This is a genomic window from Agromyces sp. GQ35, assembly GCF_059758475.1.
Map to the genome: position 1 here is coordinate 402,885 of NZ_JCAXEO010000001.1, position 14,677 is coordinate 417,561.

Consider the following 14,677-nt stretch of genomic DNA (forward strand, 5'->3'; position numbering starts at 1 on the left):
TCGACCGTCACCCCGTTGGGCGTCGTGTGGTGCTACCAGACCAGGATCGGCACCGCGAATGAGCTGGAGTCGGCATAGGGTGCCGCTCCGTCGAAGCTCGAACGCAACAGGTGCACGCCGCGGCTGAGCGGGGGCAGGTCCACCTTGAACTTGCCCTTGTCAGCGGCCTCGAGCTCGACGGTCGCGAGCACCGTCGTGCCGTCGGTGATCGTCACCGTTCCCACCGGCCTCGAGCCGTCGTGCGAGATCACGATGCCCTGGTACTTGAGCTTCGCGCCGGCCTTGGCGAACAGCTTGTTCGGCACGCCGACGGTCGTGGTGTCGACCTCGTCGACCGGCGCCTCGATCGTGATCGGCACCTCGACGCTCGTTCCCGTCGACGCGACCGAGATCACGAGCTGCTGCGGACCCTCGAAGCCCTCGGGCACGGTGATCGAGAGGCTGGCGCGACCGATCTCGTCGAACTTCTCGAGCAGGGTGCGGTCGACCGGCGCCGTGCCGAGCACCGAATCGCCGATCGACACGGTGACCTCGCCCGCCGCGACCTCGGTCGTGCTGAAGTCGAGCGAGCTCAGCTCGAGCTGCACCGACTCGCCGGCCACGTATTCGGTGCCGTTCGCCGGAGCCGAGATCGTGACGCCCACCGACCGCTGCGCGAGGTCGGGGGTCGCCGTGCCGTTCGCGGCGAACCACTCGACCGTCGACGCGAGGTCGACCTTGCCCGTGTCGGAGCGGTTGGTGCCCGCGGCGAAAGTCGTGAAGCTGTCACCGCCACCCGCGAGGAACGAGTTGGCGACCACTCGGTACGTCGCCGCCGGGTCGATCGGCGTGCCGTTCAGCGTGATCGACGTGACGTGCGAGCCGGCCGGCGCCGTCGGGTCGTAGACGACCTCGACGCCCTTGTTGACGCCGAGCTTCAGCAGCGGACGGGTGACGCTCGTCTGCCACTGCTCCTCGAACACCTGCTTGATCTGGGCGCCGGTGAGGTCGAGCGTCACGAGCGTGTTGGCGAACGGCTGCACGGTCGCGGCCTCGCGGTAGGTCACGTTTCCGTCGGGGTCGTCGACGCCGCCGGACGCGTACTTGAGGTCGGTGCGGATGCCGCCCGGGTTCATGAACGCGATGTCGGCGTGACCGTCGACGTTCGCCGCCCACAGGTGCACGTCGGCGAGGAAGTTGCCGATCGTGGACTCACCGCCGCGGTTCTCGACGAGCACGGGGTTGCCGTTCGCGTCGACGCCGGGCTGCTGTGCGCGGTTCAGGTCGCCGGTGATGTCGCCGACCTTCTGCTTGCCCAGCACGTCGGCCTTGGCGGTGGCATCCGCGACGATCGCCGCCACCTCGGGAACCGGCTGGTAGACCGACACCCACGGCGACGTCGGGGTCGCGCGGGTCATGAGGGGCTTCAGCTCGTTCGTGATCGAGAGGAGCTCCTTCGAGATCGGGTCGACCTGCAGCTGCATGAGCCCGAACTGCTCGCCGTACTGTCCGGCCGAGACGACCGGTCGGCCGTCGACCGTGTGGTTGTACGGCAGGTGCGTGTGCGCGGAGACGATCGCCGAGACCGAGTCGTCGACGCCCGCGACGATCTGGGCGAACGGCGAACCATCGGTGAGCGCTTCGACCTTGGTCGAGGCGGCACCCTCGTGCACGAGGAGGATGAGCACATCGGCCTCTCCGTTGGCGGGGTCGCCGTCTTTCAGGTCGGCAGCCGACGCGTTCACGGAGTCGACGACGCTGCGCACCTCGAGCTCGGCGATGCCCGCCGGGCTGACGAGCGAGTCGAGGTCTTCGGTCACCGCGCCGATGAACCCGACGGTCACGCCCTCGAAGGTCTGCGTGAAGGTCGGTGCGAGCGCGGTGTCATCGGTGCCCTTCAAGAACACGTTGGCGCTGATGTACTCCCAGTCGGCCCGGTCTTGCACGCGGTCGCGAAGGTCGGCCCAGCCCTGATCGAACTCGTGGTTGCCGGCTGCGCTCACGTCGAGCCCGGCGGCGTTCAGTGCGTCGATCGTCGGGTTGTCGTTCTGGATGAACGAGGTGAAGGTCGAAGCGCCGATCAGGTCGCCCGCGGCCGCGAACACCGTGTTCGGGTTCTCGGCGCGGATCTGCTCGACCGCTCCGGCGAGCTCGGCGATGCCCGCCGACGGGGCGGACTTCTCGATGCGACCGTGGAAGTCGTTGATCGTCACGACGGAGATGTCGACGACGTTCTCGAGTTCGGCGAGGTCGATGCCGATGAGGGTCGGGTCGTGGTCGCTCGATCGGAAGACCGAACCGTCGTCGGCTGCTTCGCGGCCGTACTCACGAGCGCTCCACTCGGGCGAGTTGATCGCCCAGCGACCGATGCCGGTGACCGCCTCGGCTCCTTCGGCGTTCGCCAGCGCGTGGTCGAGCGAGCCGAGCTCACCGTCGAAGGTGTAGGTGTACTCCCCCGGCGCGAGCGTCGGGAGCAGGTCGGTGTACCCGGCCCCGGTCAGCACCTGGATCGGGTCCTCCTGCGCGTAGGCGTTGAAGTCGCCGAGGAGGAAGACCTCGTCGGCCGATTCCTCGAGCTGCGCGGCGAGCGTCAGCAGCGAGGTCGCCTGCGCGACCCGGTCGGCGTTGAAGTGCCCCTGGCCGTCGGCGGGCTCGGTGCCCGAACCGCCCTTGGACTTGAAGTGGTTGGCGATCACGGCGAGATCGGTGCCGTTGGCGAGCTCGAAGCTCTGGCCGATCGGCTCGCGCGCGTTGCCCCAGACGGCCTCATCGGTGATCGTGAGCGCTTCTCCGTTGGGCGAGACCGCGTCGGAGCGGTAGATGATCGCGTTCTGGATGAAGTCGGTCGTCGCCGCGGTGAGCGCCGCCGGGGTGGGAACGAAGCTCCAGACCTCGGAGCCCTCGGCCTCGTTGAGTGCGGCCACGAGCGCGCCGATCGCCTCGTCGGCGGTGCCGTCGACCTTCAGCGAGTTCTCGATCTCCTGCAGGGCGACGATCTCGGCATCGAGCGCCGTGATCGCCTCGACGATCTTCTCCTCCTGCAGCGCGAACTCCTCGGCGGTGTCGGCGCCACGGGCATCGGGGTTCTGGCTGGTCAGCGTGGTGAAGTAGTTGAGCACGTTGAAGACGCCGATCTGCACGTCGCCGCCGACCGCGGGCACACCGCTCGGACGCGTGTTCTGCGTCTCGAACGTCGGCTTCGGCTCGGCGGTCGCGTTGTCGATCGGGGTCGCCGGCTGCAGGCGCCAGGCGTTGAAGCCGTAGCTCAGCACGTACGGCGTCGACGGGAACACGATGCGGTCACCGTTGCGCACGACCGTCGCTTCGGTGAGGTACGGCTGCTCGTTCGGGTGCGCGGCGTTGTCGACCCGGGTGTTCCAGCCGTCGTCGAGCACGAGCAGACGGGCACGGTTCTCGGCGGCGATCTCGGTCGCTGCGGGCCCGGCGTCGACCTGCTCGGTGCTCTTGACCGGCAGCGTCTCACCGGCGGCGAGCCAGAGCGAGCCGAAGCTCGAGGACTCGTGGGTGCTCGAGACGAGGTACGACCCGCTCGGGGCGACGAGCATGCTCTCGAGGGGCTCGCGGGCGGAGCCGACGAGGCTCGCGGGCAGCTCGCTCGCAGCGGGCACGCCCGCTCCGGGCGTCACGACCTCTGCACCGTCGGCGCTCGTCGTGATCTGGGTGAGGCCGAAGTACTCGCTCACCGTGCCGGTGACGCGCACGAGGTCGCCGACCGCGCCGGTGGCGGGCATCTGGAAGACGAACAGACCGTCGGATGCGCCGGGCGTGGTGTCGGCGCCTGCGGTCTGGATGGTCACGCCGCCGTAGCCGCCCGAGCGGTAGTCGCCGGTGATCACGCCTTCGACGGTGACCGCGGTGCCGACGAGCGGGCTCGCGTCGCCGGTGCCCTGCACCTCGGCGATCGTCGCCTCGGTCGGGGCGGGCGGTTCGGTGTCGCCGTCGGAGCCCTGCGGGGTGACGGTCTCGGAGAACGTGAAGTCGGCCGAGTTGACGTCGGTGTCGGCGAAGTCGGTGCGCACGATGCTGCCGGGCGTCGAGTTCGATCCGGGGTACGCGGCCACTGCGCCCTCGAAGTTCACCGAGGTGCCGTAGCCGACGTAGTCGACCACTTGTGCGTGGTTCACGATGGAGCCGGTGCCGGGGTTGATCGCGCCGGGGACGTTCGCGAGGAAGAGCGATCCGGTGGTGCCGCTCGGCGCCCAGGTGAAGGCGGCGTCGGTGGCGGGCAGGGCCGCGCCGTTCGCACCGTTGCTGTTGAGTCCGATCAGGTAGTAGCTGTTCGGCGCGATCTCGCCGCTGAGTGCGCCCACGCTGTTTGCCGCCGCGGTGCTCGTCGCGGTGCGGTACTGCAGCGACCAGCCGTCGACCGGCACCGCGGTGTCGGTCGGGTTGTAGAGCTCGACGAACTTGTTGATGTACGGCTGGTTGGCGCTGCCGCCCCGCGTGTACACCTCGTTGATGACGACGCTCGAGCCGTCGACCGCGGCGAGCGCCGGCGGGGCTGCGAGCAGGCCGGCGACGAGTGCCCCGGCGGACGCGGCCGCCACGGCCGCGAGACGTTGGATGGTGCGGCGACGATGCATGACTCTCCCCTGAGCGATTGGAATTCCCAGCAGGGGCGCGCTTGCACGTGCCGTGCTTGGGGGACACTGCCCCGTAGCCTATGTGCGGCCTGTGACCCTGCCAAGGGGTATTCAGGTGGCGACTCCCCTGATTTCACGCGGTGTTCACAGAGTGTCGCTCAGATGAGCAAACGCAGAGATCGGTGCCGCTCGAATGAGCGGTCTCGCGAATCGCAGCGCCCGGAGCGGTCAGAGGCGCACGAGCTCGACGACCCGCACGACGGCGATGCCCTCCTCGACCGAGGCGTCGAGATCGACCTCTGCACGGATGCGCCAGTCGTGGTCGCCGGCGGGGTCGTCGAGCGTCTGCTCGACGCGCCAGACGCCCTCCGCGGCATCCGTCTCATCGATCGCGACGAGCTTCGGCGACCGCGCCGCGGGGCCCGTGCCGATCGCATCGTGCTCGTCGTAGTACCGATCGAGCGCGTCGGGCCAGCCGACGTCGGGGTCGAGTTCGGCGAGCTCGTCGTCGCGTTCGAGCGCGGCGAGCTGCACCCGCCGGAACAGCTCGTTGCGCACGAGCACCGTGAAGGCGCGCCGGTTGGTGAGCACCGACGGCGGCGCCGGCGGCACCACCGCCTGTTCGTCTTCGGGGAGGTGCGACGACGGATCGATGAGCTCGTTCCACTCGTCGACGAGGCTCGAGTCGACCTGGCGCACGAGCTCGCCGAGCCACTCGATGATGTCGAGCAGCTCTTCGTTCTTCGCCTCGGTCGGCACGGTCTGGCGGACGGCCCTGAAGGCGTCGGAGAGGTAGCGGAGCACGAGTCCCTCGCTGCGGGCGAGCTGGTAGAAGCCGACGTATTCCCCGAACGACATACTGCGCTCGAACATGTCGCGGACGACCGATTTCGGCGACAGCTCGAAGTCGCGCACCCACGGCTGACTCGAGGCGAAGACCTCGAACGATTGGGCGAGCAGCTCGTCGAGCGGCTTCGGCCAGGTGACCTGCTCGACGAGCTCCATGCGCTCGTCGTACTCGATCCCCTCCTGCTTCATACGGCCGATGGCCTCGCCGCGCGCCTTGAACTGCTGCTGCGAGAGGATCGGGCGCGGGTCGTCGAGCGTGGACTCGATGACGCTCAGCACATCGAGGGCGTAGTGGCCGGTACCGGCGCCGTTCTCGGCGGTCGCCTCGGGGTCGAGCAGTTCGATCGCGGCGAGCGCGAACGGTGACAGCGGCTGATTGAGGGCGAAGTTCGGCTGCAGGTCGACGGTGAGGCGCACACCCGGCATTCCCGCGCCGTCGGGGGCGGGCACCAGCTCGACGACGCCGGCGTCGCGGAGCGTTCGGAAGATCTCGAGCGCACGCCGGGCGAGCTCGAACTGCCGCGGGCGCGGCTCGTGGTTGTCGAAGACGAGCGAGCGGATGTCGCCGATCACGTCGCCCCCGCGACCGATCACGTTGATGAGCATCGCCGCGGTGAGCTTCAGCTGCGGCACGAGCGGCTCGGGCTCGGCGGCGACGAGCCGGTCGAACGAGGCCTCGCCCCAGGTGATCTGGCCGGCCGGCGCCTTCTTGCGCACGATCTTCTTGATCTTCTTCGGATCATCACCCGCCTTGCGGACGGCGGCGTCGTTCTCGATCTCGTGCTCGGGTGCGAGCACGACGACGGTGCCCGCGGTGTCGTAGCCGGCCCGCCCGGCGCGCCCCGCGACCTGGTGGAACTCGCGGGCGCTCAGCTGCCGCATCCGCTGCCCGTCGAATTTGACGAGCGCCGTGATCAGCACCGTGCGAATGGGCACGTTGATGCCGACGCCGAGGGTGTCGGTGCCGCAGATGACACGCAGCAGCCCGCGCTGCGCGAGCGTCTCGACGAGCCGGCGGTAACGAGGCAGCATGCCCGCGTGGTGCACGCCGATGCCCGATCGCACGAGCCGGGAGAGCGTCTTGCCGAACGCCGTGTTGAAGCGGAACCCGCCGAGCGCCTCGGCGATCTCGTCACGCTGCTCGCGGGTGATGACGCGGATCGACGAGAGCGCCTGCGCGCGCTCCATCGCGGCGGCCTGCGAGAAGTGCACGATGTAGACCGGCGCCTGCCGGGTCTCGATGAGCTCTTCGACGGTCTCCTGCACGGGTGTCTTCGCGTACGAGAAGTGCAGCGGCACCGGCCGGTCGACGCCGGTCACGAGCGCCGTCTCACGGCCTGTGCGGCGCTTCAGGTCGGCGGCGATGCCGGTGACGTCGCCGAGCGTCGCCGACATGAGGATGAACTGTGCGCGGTGCAGCGTGAGCAGCGGCACCTGCCACGCCCAGCCGCGGTCGGGGTCGCCGTAGTAGTGGAACTCGTCCATCACGACCTGGTCGACGTCGGCATCGGGCCCGTGACGCAGCGCGAGGTTCGCGAGGATCTCGGCGGTGCAGCAGATGATCGGGGCATCCGGGTTCACCGAGCTGTCGCCGGTGACCATGCCGACATTCGCGGCCCCGAAGATCTCGGCGAGCTGGAAGAACTTCTCGGAGACGAGCGCCTTGATGGGCGCGGTGTAGTAGCTGCGACCGCCTCGAGCGAGGGATGCCGCGTGGGCGGCCACCGCGACGAGCGACTTGCCGGTGCCCGTCGGCGTGGAGAGCACCACGTTCGCGCCGGAGACGATCTCGATGACGGCTTCGTCTTGCGCGGGGTAGAGCGGCAGCCCGCGACCTTCGGCCCACCCGACGAACGCGTCGTACATCGCATCGGCGTCGTACGGGCTCGGGGCCAACTCGGGCAGGGTCGGGGTCATCCGTCGAGTCTGTCACGCGTGCGGGAGCGCGCAGCGCGCAGCACCCGCCTGTGGGTCACACGTCGGGGGCGAAGTCGGATTGCAGCCGGTCCGCGCTGCCGCCCGGCGCGTCGGGCGGTTCGACCGTCGACCTCGGCTCGATGAGCACGATCGGACCGGTCGACGACGACCACTCCACGCTGCCGTGCTCGAAGACGCCGCGCAGCACCCCTGATTCGGGAGAGGTCTCGACGTCGCACACCGGCAGGCCGAGCGGCGATCGTTCCCAGCCGAGCAGGGCCCAGATGTCGCGCACCATGCCGTACACGATCGCGGGTCCGTGCGCCGGGGTCCAGTAGATCGAGCCGCCCTCGAAGTGCGCGAAGCCGCCGGCGAGCCGGCCGCCGTGCTCCGACTCGGCGAGCGGTTGCTCGTCAGTCGTCGGGAAGCCGAGGAAGGAGGTCTCGGCGCCGACGCCGTGCCAGTGCTCGGCGATCAGCCCGTGCACCTCGTGGGCGCCGGTGCGCTCGGACCAGTACACGGCGCCGCGCTCGTACTCGCGGCGATACAGCTCGCCCGAGCCGATTCGCGTGTGCGGCGCGGTCGCGTCGCCGAGCCACGAATGCTCGGCCCGCTTGGCGCTGATCGCCGGAACGGCGAGCAGCAACTGGTTCGCCGGGTCGTATCGCACGGCGGTGCGGAACTCGCTCCAGCCGAGGGCCCGGTCGAGGGGCGTCGAGCGCACTTCGCCACGCGCCACGGCGGCCTGGCCGGTTCGCTGGGGTCGCGTCATCCGCTCGGTCATGGCTCGGGCCTTTCTACCGGGCGCCACCCGGCGCAAACGGGGGAAGCCGGCCTGCACCTCGTGTTCGGGACGCGGTGCCGGCCGGCTGCCAGATCACCACTGCGCGGTGACAGTTCCCCCTGCGGTCCACGGAGCGGTGATCGCTGTCCACGATACGAAGCGCCGCGGATGTCGCGGATCAGGGATATCCCTGAACTTCACGGAACCGTGGCGATGGCAGGCACCCTCCCGCAGGGGACGGTCGAGCCCGGTCGGAGACCGTCAGCTGCGCTCGGCGGCTGCGGCCTGCGCGGATCGGGCGAGCGACTCGACCGACTGCACGATGACCTCGCGTCGAACGGCGGCGCGGCGCGCAGCGTCGGCAGCGGCAGTGGCAGCGGCTTTCGGGCTGCCATCGCCGGCCTCGCCCGTGGCGCCGACGACGAGCAGGGTGTCGAGGTGCCCGAGCACGGGCCATCCGTTCACGAGGGTCACGATCGTGAGCAGGAGTTCCGCCGCCTGCTGCAGGTCGATGCCCGGCAGCACGTCTTGGAACCGCTCGGCCTTCACCCGGTGGTACTCGATGCGGGCGGCGTCGGCTGCGGCGCTCGCTCCCCGCTCGAGCCCCTCCCAGAAGAGGAGGCGCGGAATCGTCGCTTCGGCGACGTGGTGGTCGAAGAGGCGGCCGGCGTAGTCGCCGGCGGCGGCAGGCCCGGTGCCCGTCACGGGCACGGCGTCCATCGTCGCCCGCAGCTCGGTGGCGAGCACGGTCGCGAAGAGCTCGTCTTTCTTGCCGAAGTACTGGTAGATGCGCTCCTTGTTGACCCCGGCGTTCGCAGCGATGCGATCCATGCGGGCACCGGCAAGTCCGTGCTCGCTGAACTCGGCAGTCGCAGCCTCGAGCAGGAGGCGTTTCGTGCGCTCGGTGTCCCAGGCCATGTTGCCAGTCTAGCAAATCTCCAACTGGATAGTTGCGAAAGTGTCGGAACCATGGTTCAATTACAACCAATCAGTTGGACATTACGAGGAGTCACATGAGCACCACCGCCCCCACCCCCGCCGCAACGGCGACGGCACCGGCCTCGCCGACGGCGCAGGCGGCACCGCCCTCGGTGCACGCCCGCGCCGTGATCACCTGGCTCGCGATCTTCCCGCTCGTGGCCATTGGCATGATGCTGATCGGCCCGTTCTCGGAGTCGTGGCACCCGGTGCTCCGCGCCTTCGTGCTCACGCTCGTGGTCGTGCCCGTCGCCGTGTACCTCGTGGTGCCACGACTGATGGGTGCCTACGCCGCCCTTCGCCGACGCCGGGCGGTTCGTCAGGGGTGACCCTGACGCGCATCTCCTCGGCGACACAGGCGACACGGGCGGCACCAGCCGCTAGCGTTCGCTGAGACGCACTCGTCCGAGGAGAAGCCATGCGCATCGCGCCCACCCCGACGCCCGACACCCCGCCGGCGCCCGACGACCGGGTCGACCGGGTCGATGAGGTCGACGCCGCAGAAGCGGACATCGACACCGAGACCGGCACCACGGATCGCACCCACCGCACCGGCGTCGATGACACGAGCGCCGCGGCATCCGATGCCGGCACCTTCGATCGCGCGCTCGTCGTCGTGCACGGCATGGGCAACGCGTACCGAAGCCAGATCCTGCTCGAATGGGCCGAGCCGCTGCTCGGCCGCATGGACTGGCTCGCCCGCGACAAGGTCATCGGCGGTGAAGAGCGACACGGCGTGCAGATCCACTCCTCCGACCTGTCGGGTGAGGTGCCGATGGTCACCGCGACCGTGCGCTCCCCCGGACCGGGTACGCAGGCGGGAGCGACCTCGGACCCCGCCGACGACGTGCTGCTCAAGATCGCGATCCTCGAAGCCCGATGGTCGGAATCGTTCGTGCCGATGAGCCGCGGCCAGGTCTTCCAATGGGCCGTCGTCTTCATGTGGCGCATGATCTGGCGCGTGCTCGACCTCTTCCTCGGCACCATGGTGCTCGTGCCGTGGTACACCCTCGTGCGGCACCTGACCGCCCCGGCAGCCGCGCCCCGCGAACTGCCGAGGCTCGTCGACCTCGTCATCGATCTCGTCAGGCTCGTCGTCTGCAGCGTCGCCTTCGCCGTCACCTGGCTCTTCCTCGTGCTGCTCGCAACGGTGCTCACGCCCGTGCTGCCGCTCATCAGCCCGCTCCTGCTCATTCCGTGGTTCAAGGACCTCGCGCAGGGCGCCATCGACGGCATCATCGAGTCCATCGGCGACGTCGCGGCCTGGAAGGAACGGCCATTGCGCGCATCGGCGATGCGACTCGTGGTGCGCAATACCCTCGCCCGTGCCAAAGAGCTCGTCGGCGACGGCGACGTGCACCTCTTCGCACATTCGCAGGGCGCCGCCGTGGCGACCTTCACGCTGTTCGAGGAACTGCGGCCGCAAGACTACAACGTCAGCAGGCTCACGACGGTGGGCGCCGCGGTCGTGCTGCTCGGTCGCGAGAAGTGGCTCGGTCGCCCAGACGAATACGCGCCCGTCGCGAAGTGGATCGAGCGCAACTCCGGCGTCGATGCCGACCGCCAGGTCGCGTGGGCGAACCACTGGGCGATCTGGGACCCGTTCTCGGCCGGCCCGATCGCCGACACCGCGCCGGGCCGGCGAGAGCGCTGGCGCAACGCGTACTTCCCCGGCCGGGCGAGCGTGAGGGGGCCCGAGGAGCACGCCGTGCACAACACGAGCCAGCCCTTCCTCGACCACTCGGTGTACTTCGAGAACACGATCCAGGTGGTCGAGCCGACCGCGCGGCACCTGCTCGGCCCCGGGTTCCCGCCGGCGCCGGCCTCGGTGGCCTACGTCGAGAACCGGCTCTCGGTGATCGACAAGAAATCGCTCGGCATCAACATGCTGGCCGCGGTGACGATCGCGGCGATCCTGCCCGGGCTGCCGGGTGTGCCGGCGCTCGTCGCGACCGTCGCGAGTTGGGTCGCCGGCGCGATCGGCTTCGTCATCGGCGTGTTCCCCGGCGGGCAGGATGCCGCTGAGGCGGTGCCGGCCGCGATCGCCTCGGCGTCGATCGTCACCGACCCGGCGTCGTTCGGCCCGTGGAGCTGGTTCCTCGCCTCGGCGCTCACCCTCGCGGTGCTCGTCTGGCTGAACCAGCTGCTCTCGCGGGTCAGCCGTCGCTCACGTGAATGGGATCGGTGTCCGGTCGAGCCGAGGCACTGGCTCGTGCTGAGTTCGATCCCCCGCGCGTTCTACGTCGCCGGCGCCTTCCTCTGCGTGTGGTTCGCGATCCGCGCGTGGGCGGCGCCGCCGCTCGAGTGGCTGATCGTCGACGCCGTGATCCTCGCGATCGTGGCGGTGTTCGTGTTCGTCGAACCGCTCTACTCCCCCGTTCCGGTGATCGTCGAGGCGCGCACCGATGACGACGCGGCAGGCGGCCGGACGATCGCCGCGGCATCCCGGCCGATGAAGCTCCGCGACGCGGTGCGCACCGAGGAGTTCACGCGCGACCTCGCGGCCCGACGCCGTCTGCTCCGCCCGCAGGGCTGGCGCGCGCGCGTCTGGGCGCGGTGGTTCCATGACTGGCGTCCGCCGGTCAGCGGGAGCGAACCGTCGGCCTGAGCACCCCGGCGGGGTCGCCGCCCGTCATGAGTTCGACCAACGCCTCGAGCAGCCGGAACGGCACGATCGCGACGAGCTGCACGACCGCGACCGGCCCGAGCCAGCCGAGCGAGAAGCTCAGCACGAGCATCGCGGCGCCGAGCCGACCCCACACCAGCGCGGCGAGCGCGACCAGGGCGATCAGCAGGAGCCACGGTGGCGCCCAGAACGCGGCGACGGATGCCCCGAGCACGACGATGCCGCCGAGCACCGCCTGCCCGACGAACGCGAGCCCGGCGGCGCCGCCGAACTCGCGCTCGCGGTCGGCCGAGACCCACGCCCACATGATCCACGCCCGCAGCATCGGCACGCCCTGCTCGCGGAGGGCGGTGCGGAACACCCGATCGTCGACGCGGCGCTGCGTCAGGGCTGCACGTCGGTCGCCGAGCCCGGCTGCGATCGCGGAGCGCGAGTCGTGCAGCAGGGCGGGCGCCGATTGTCGGCCGTAGCTCGCGATGAGGCCCCACAGCCACGACGGCACCGAGGCGAGGTCCGACCCGCCCGGGGTCTCCGAGACGTGAGGCGGTACCTCATACGTGATGCCGCCGACCGGGTCGAGGTAGCGGAACGGCTGCCGCACCTCGAAGCGGTGCCCGTCGGCCGGGCGCTGGGCGAGCAACAGCTCGTCGAGAGGCTGCCCGTCAGCGGTGAGGAATGGCATCGCGGTCTCCTTCGCTCATGCCCCATGATGCCCCGACCCACCGCCCGCGGCGCTCAGCCGAGCAGCAGCGCCACGGCGAAGAGCACCGGAACGGAGCCGATCGTCGTGAGGAACACGGTGTCGCGGGCCACGACCTCGGCGGTCTCGTATCGCTGCGCGTAGTTGAAGACGTTCTGCGCGGTGGGGAGTGCGGCCAGCACGGTCACGGCGTAGAGCTCGATGCCGTCGAGGCCGAAGACGAACCGGCCGACGGCCCAAGCGGTGACCGGCATCACGAGGAGCTTCAGCGCGGTCGCGAGCAGCACCTCGCGGCGTCCGCTCCCCGGCTCGAAGAGGCGCTGGCCGTGCAGCGAGAGCCCGTACGTGATGAGCATCAGCGGCACCGCGGCGTGACCGATGAGCTCGATCGGCTCGAGCACGATCGCCGGAAGTTCGATGCCCGAGACCGACACGAGCACGCCCGCGAGCGATCCCACGATGATCGGATTCGTGAGGGTCGTGCGCACGATCGCCCATGCCGAGGTGTGACCGTGCACGCGAGCGCCGAGCACCGCGAGCGCCACCGGAGCGAAGAGCAGCAGCTGCAGCAGCACGACGGGTGCCGAGTATGCGGCGTCGCCCAGCATGTAGACGGCGATCGGGATGCCGAAGTTGTTGCCGTTCACGTAGCCCGATGCGAGCGAACCGATGACCGTGCGCTCGAGACTGCGCCGCCAGAAGGGCATCGCGACGAGTGCGAAGAGGAGCATCATCGCGACGGCCGCAACCGCGGAAACCGGGAGCAGCGCGGAGAAGAGCGCGCCGACGTCGGCCGTCGCGAGCACCGAGAAGAGCAGGAACGGCGCGAGCACGTTGAAGTTCAGCCGGGCGAGCATCGGCTTCGCCTCCGGGCCGAGCACGCCGGTTCGTCCGGCGACCCAGCCGACGAACACGGCGAGGGCGATGACGGCGAACCCCGTGAAGATCTGGATCACGCGCTGCGCTCCGGTTCATCGGGGTGCTGCACGGCGCTCATCGCCTCCGACACTACCGGCGCCGCGCGGGGCCGTTGGTCGAGCAGTGAGCGAAAGCGAGCGTATCGAGACCCGTCACCGGGTCTCGATACGCTCCTTCGTCGCTACTCGACCGGCGGTGCTCAGGCGTTGCAGCCCCAGACGTACCTGCCGTTGTAGTACACGGGGTGCATCTCTTTTCCGGTGCACGGCCCGCAGTCCTCATCCCGCGGTGCCGCCGGCAGGCCGGGGTAGTACTCGGCGGTGTAGGGGTTCTCGGCAGCGGCGGCAGCAGGAGCCTCGCCGCCTCCGCCGGCGGGTGCGCCGGCCTCGGATCCCGTTGCGACATCCGAGCCTTCCGACCACGACCCGGTGTCGTCGGACTGCTCGGCGGCCACGCGGGCGGCCTCGGCGGCGGCAGCGGCCTCAGCAGCGATCTGCGCTGCGACGGCTTCGCGATGCGCGGCGAGCGCAGAGGCCAGCGCGCCCTGCTCGGCGCGCAGCGAGGCGACGGCCGCGGTGACGGCGGCAGCCGAGCCACCCGATGCCACCTCGGCGATCACGCCGTTGCGAAGCGACACGAGGGTCGCGACGCCGTCGGCGCCGAGTTCGGCACCTGCTTCGGCGATCAGGCCCTGCGCACCCTGCAGCGCTGCGGTGGCGAAGCTCGCCGCCGCGGCATCCCGGATGCCGGTGACGTCGACGCCCGCCGCACCGATGCCGACGCGGTCGCCGACCTGGGCCACCGCGAGCTCCTGGGCCCGGGTGAGGTCGGCTGACGCCTGCGCGCTCTGCGCCTGGCTGGCCACGCCGAGCGTGACCACGATCAGGCCCGCGAACGCGAGTCCGAGCATCCGATTCACCTGGATGCGACTCCGACCTGACTTCGGATGCAAGGGCACCGCTGCCCCGCCGTGTTCGAACGCCATGACTCGTCGAGTGATCATTCGATTCCTTCCTTCATACGACCGATGATGCGATCTGCGCCCGTCGTGCCGACGGGTCGAAGGAGGGAGCGGTGGCGACCCCGTGTTCAGAGCAGCATCGTGACGGCCTTCGCCCCCAACGATGCCCCGATGTCGTCACTGTCAGCCCCCCGCTAACACCACACTCGTGCAGCGTATCGACGTTGGGCGGTCTTGGGCGAGCGTTCGCCGGTTTTCCCTGTGACATGTTCGGGGCCGGGGAGTTCGCGGCGCCGTTCGTGTCAGGATCATTCGTCTCGCGGAGGACACTCGATATCCACCGTCCCGCGCGACACGAGTG

At 70.0% G+C, this 14,677-nt stretch carries 9 protein-coding genes; 2 read left to right on the forward strand and 7 right to left on the reverse strand.

Going from position 1 to position 14,677, the window contains the following annotated elements; genetic code table 11:
- Nucleotides 1-32: 32 nt before the first annotated feature.
- The 4 genes from AC6CH0_RS01980 to AC6CH0_RS01995 form a co-directional block, all read right to left on the reverse strand.
- Complete coding sequence (locus AC6CH0_RS01980; RefSeq protein ID WP_498097988.1) at nucleotides 33-4,583, reverse strand: ExeM/NucH family extracellular endonuclease; 4,551 nt, start codon at nucleotides 4,581-4,583, stop codon at nucleotides 33-35.
- A gap of 228 nt (nucleotides 4,584-4,811) precedes the next feature.
- Nucleotides 4,812-7,349: a DEAD/DEAH box helicase gene (locus tag AC6CH0_RS01985; RefSeq protein ID WP_498097989.1), complete on the reverse strand. Its 2,538-nt coding sequence runs from the start codon at nucleotides 7,347-7,349 to the stop codon at nucleotides 4,812-4,814.
- A gap of 55 nt (nucleotides 7,350-7,404) precedes the next feature.
- Nucleotides 7,405-8,133 (reverse strand): LGFP repeat-containing protein, encoded by a 729-nt coding sequence (locus AC6CH0_RS01990; protein ID WP_498097990.1) that lies wholly within the window; start codon nucleotides 8,131-8,133, stop codon nucleotides 7,405-7,407.
- A 261-nt stretch (nucleotides 8,134-8,394) separates the two neighbouring features.
- Nucleotides 8,395-9,051 (reverse strand): TetR/AcrR family transcriptional regulator, encoded by a 657-nt coding sequence (locus AC6CH0_RS01995; protein WP_498097991.1) that lies wholly within the window; start codon nucleotides 9,049-9,051, stop codon nucleotides 8,395-8,397.
- Between the two features lie 95 nt (nucleotides 9,052-9,146).
- On the opposite strand from AC6CH0_RS01995, the gene AC6CH0_RS02000 reads away from it, so the two are divergent.
- The gene (locus tag AC6CH0_RS02000; protein ID WP_498097992.1) at nucleotides 9,147-9,440 is read left to right on the forward strand and encodes a hypothetical protein; all 294 of its coding nucleotides are present in this window, start codon (nucleotides 9,147-9,149) and stop codon (nucleotides 9,438-9,440) included.
- Nucleotides 9,441-9,529: 89 nt separating this feature from the next.
- Entirely contained in the window at nucleotides 9,530-11,719 is a 2,190-nt protein-coding gene (locus tag AC6CH0_RS02005) for a hypothetical protein (RefSeq protein WP_498097993.1), read from the forward strand.
- Here the strand turns inward: AC6CH0_RS02005 and AC6CH0_RS02010 are convergent.
- From AC6CH0_RS02010 to AC6CH0_RS02020, 3 genes are all read right to left on the reverse strand, one after another.
- Nucleotides 11,694-12,419 carry a DUF1353 domain-containing protein gene (locus tag AC6CH0_RS02010; protein WP_498097994.1) on the reverse strand — a complete coding sequence of 242 codons (726 nt, stop codon included), beginning with the start codon at nucleotides 12,417-12,419 and terminating at the stop codon, nucleotides 11,694-11,696. The two genes, AC6CH0_RS02005 and AC6CH0_RS02010, sit on opposite strands and share 26 nt — an antisense overlap.
- Before the next feature lie 53 nt (nucleotides 12,420-12,472).
- Nucleotides 12,473-13,393, reverse strand: a complete 921-nt coding sequence (locus AC6CH0_RS02015; protein ID WP_498097995.1) for an AEC family transporter — start codon at nucleotides 13,391-13,393, stop codon at nucleotides 12,473-12,475.
- 161 nt (nucleotides 13,394-13,554) lie between these two features.
- A complete protein-coding gene (locus tag AC6CH0_RS02020) occupies nucleotides 13,555-14,358 on the reverse strand; it encodes a hypothetical protein (RefSeq protein ID WP_498097996.1) in 804 nt (267 codons plus the stop codon).
- Nucleotides 14,359-14,677: the final 319 nt, after the last annotated feature.

Coding starts and splice junctions, on each gene's coding strand:
- AC6CH0_RS02005 (WP_498097993.1), top strand. CDS start 9,530: ATGCGCATCGCGCCCACCCCGACGCCCGACACCCCGCCGGCGCCCGAC.
- AC6CH0_RS01985 (WP_498097989.1), bottom strand. CDS start 7,349: ATGACCCCGACCCTGCCCGAGTTGGCCCCGAGCCCGTACGACGCCGAT.
- AC6CH0_RS01995 (WP_498097991.1), bottom strand. CDS start 9,051: ATGGCCTGGGACACCGAGCGCACGAAACGCCTCCTGCTCGAGGCTGCG.
- AC6CH0_RS01980 (WP_498097988.1), bottom strand. CDS start 4,583: ATGCATCGTCGCCGCACCATCCAACGTCTCGCGGCCGTGGCGGCCGCG.
- AC6CH0_RS02000 (WP_498097992.1), top strand. CDS start 9,147: ATGAGCACCACCGCCCCCACCCCCGCCGCAACGGCGACGGCACCGGCC.
- AC6CH0_RS02020 (WP_498097996.1), bottom strand. CDS start 14,358: ATGATCACTCGACGAGTCATGGCGTTCGAACACGGCGGGGCAGCGGTG.
- AC6CH0_RS02010 (WP_498097994.1), bottom strand. CDS start 12,419: ATGCCATTCCTCACCGCTGACGGGCAGCCTCTCGACGAGCTGTTGCTC.
- AC6CH0_RS01990 (WP_498097990.1), bottom strand. CDS start 8,133: ATGACCGAGCGGATGACGCGACCCCAGCGAACCGGCCAGGCCGCCGTG.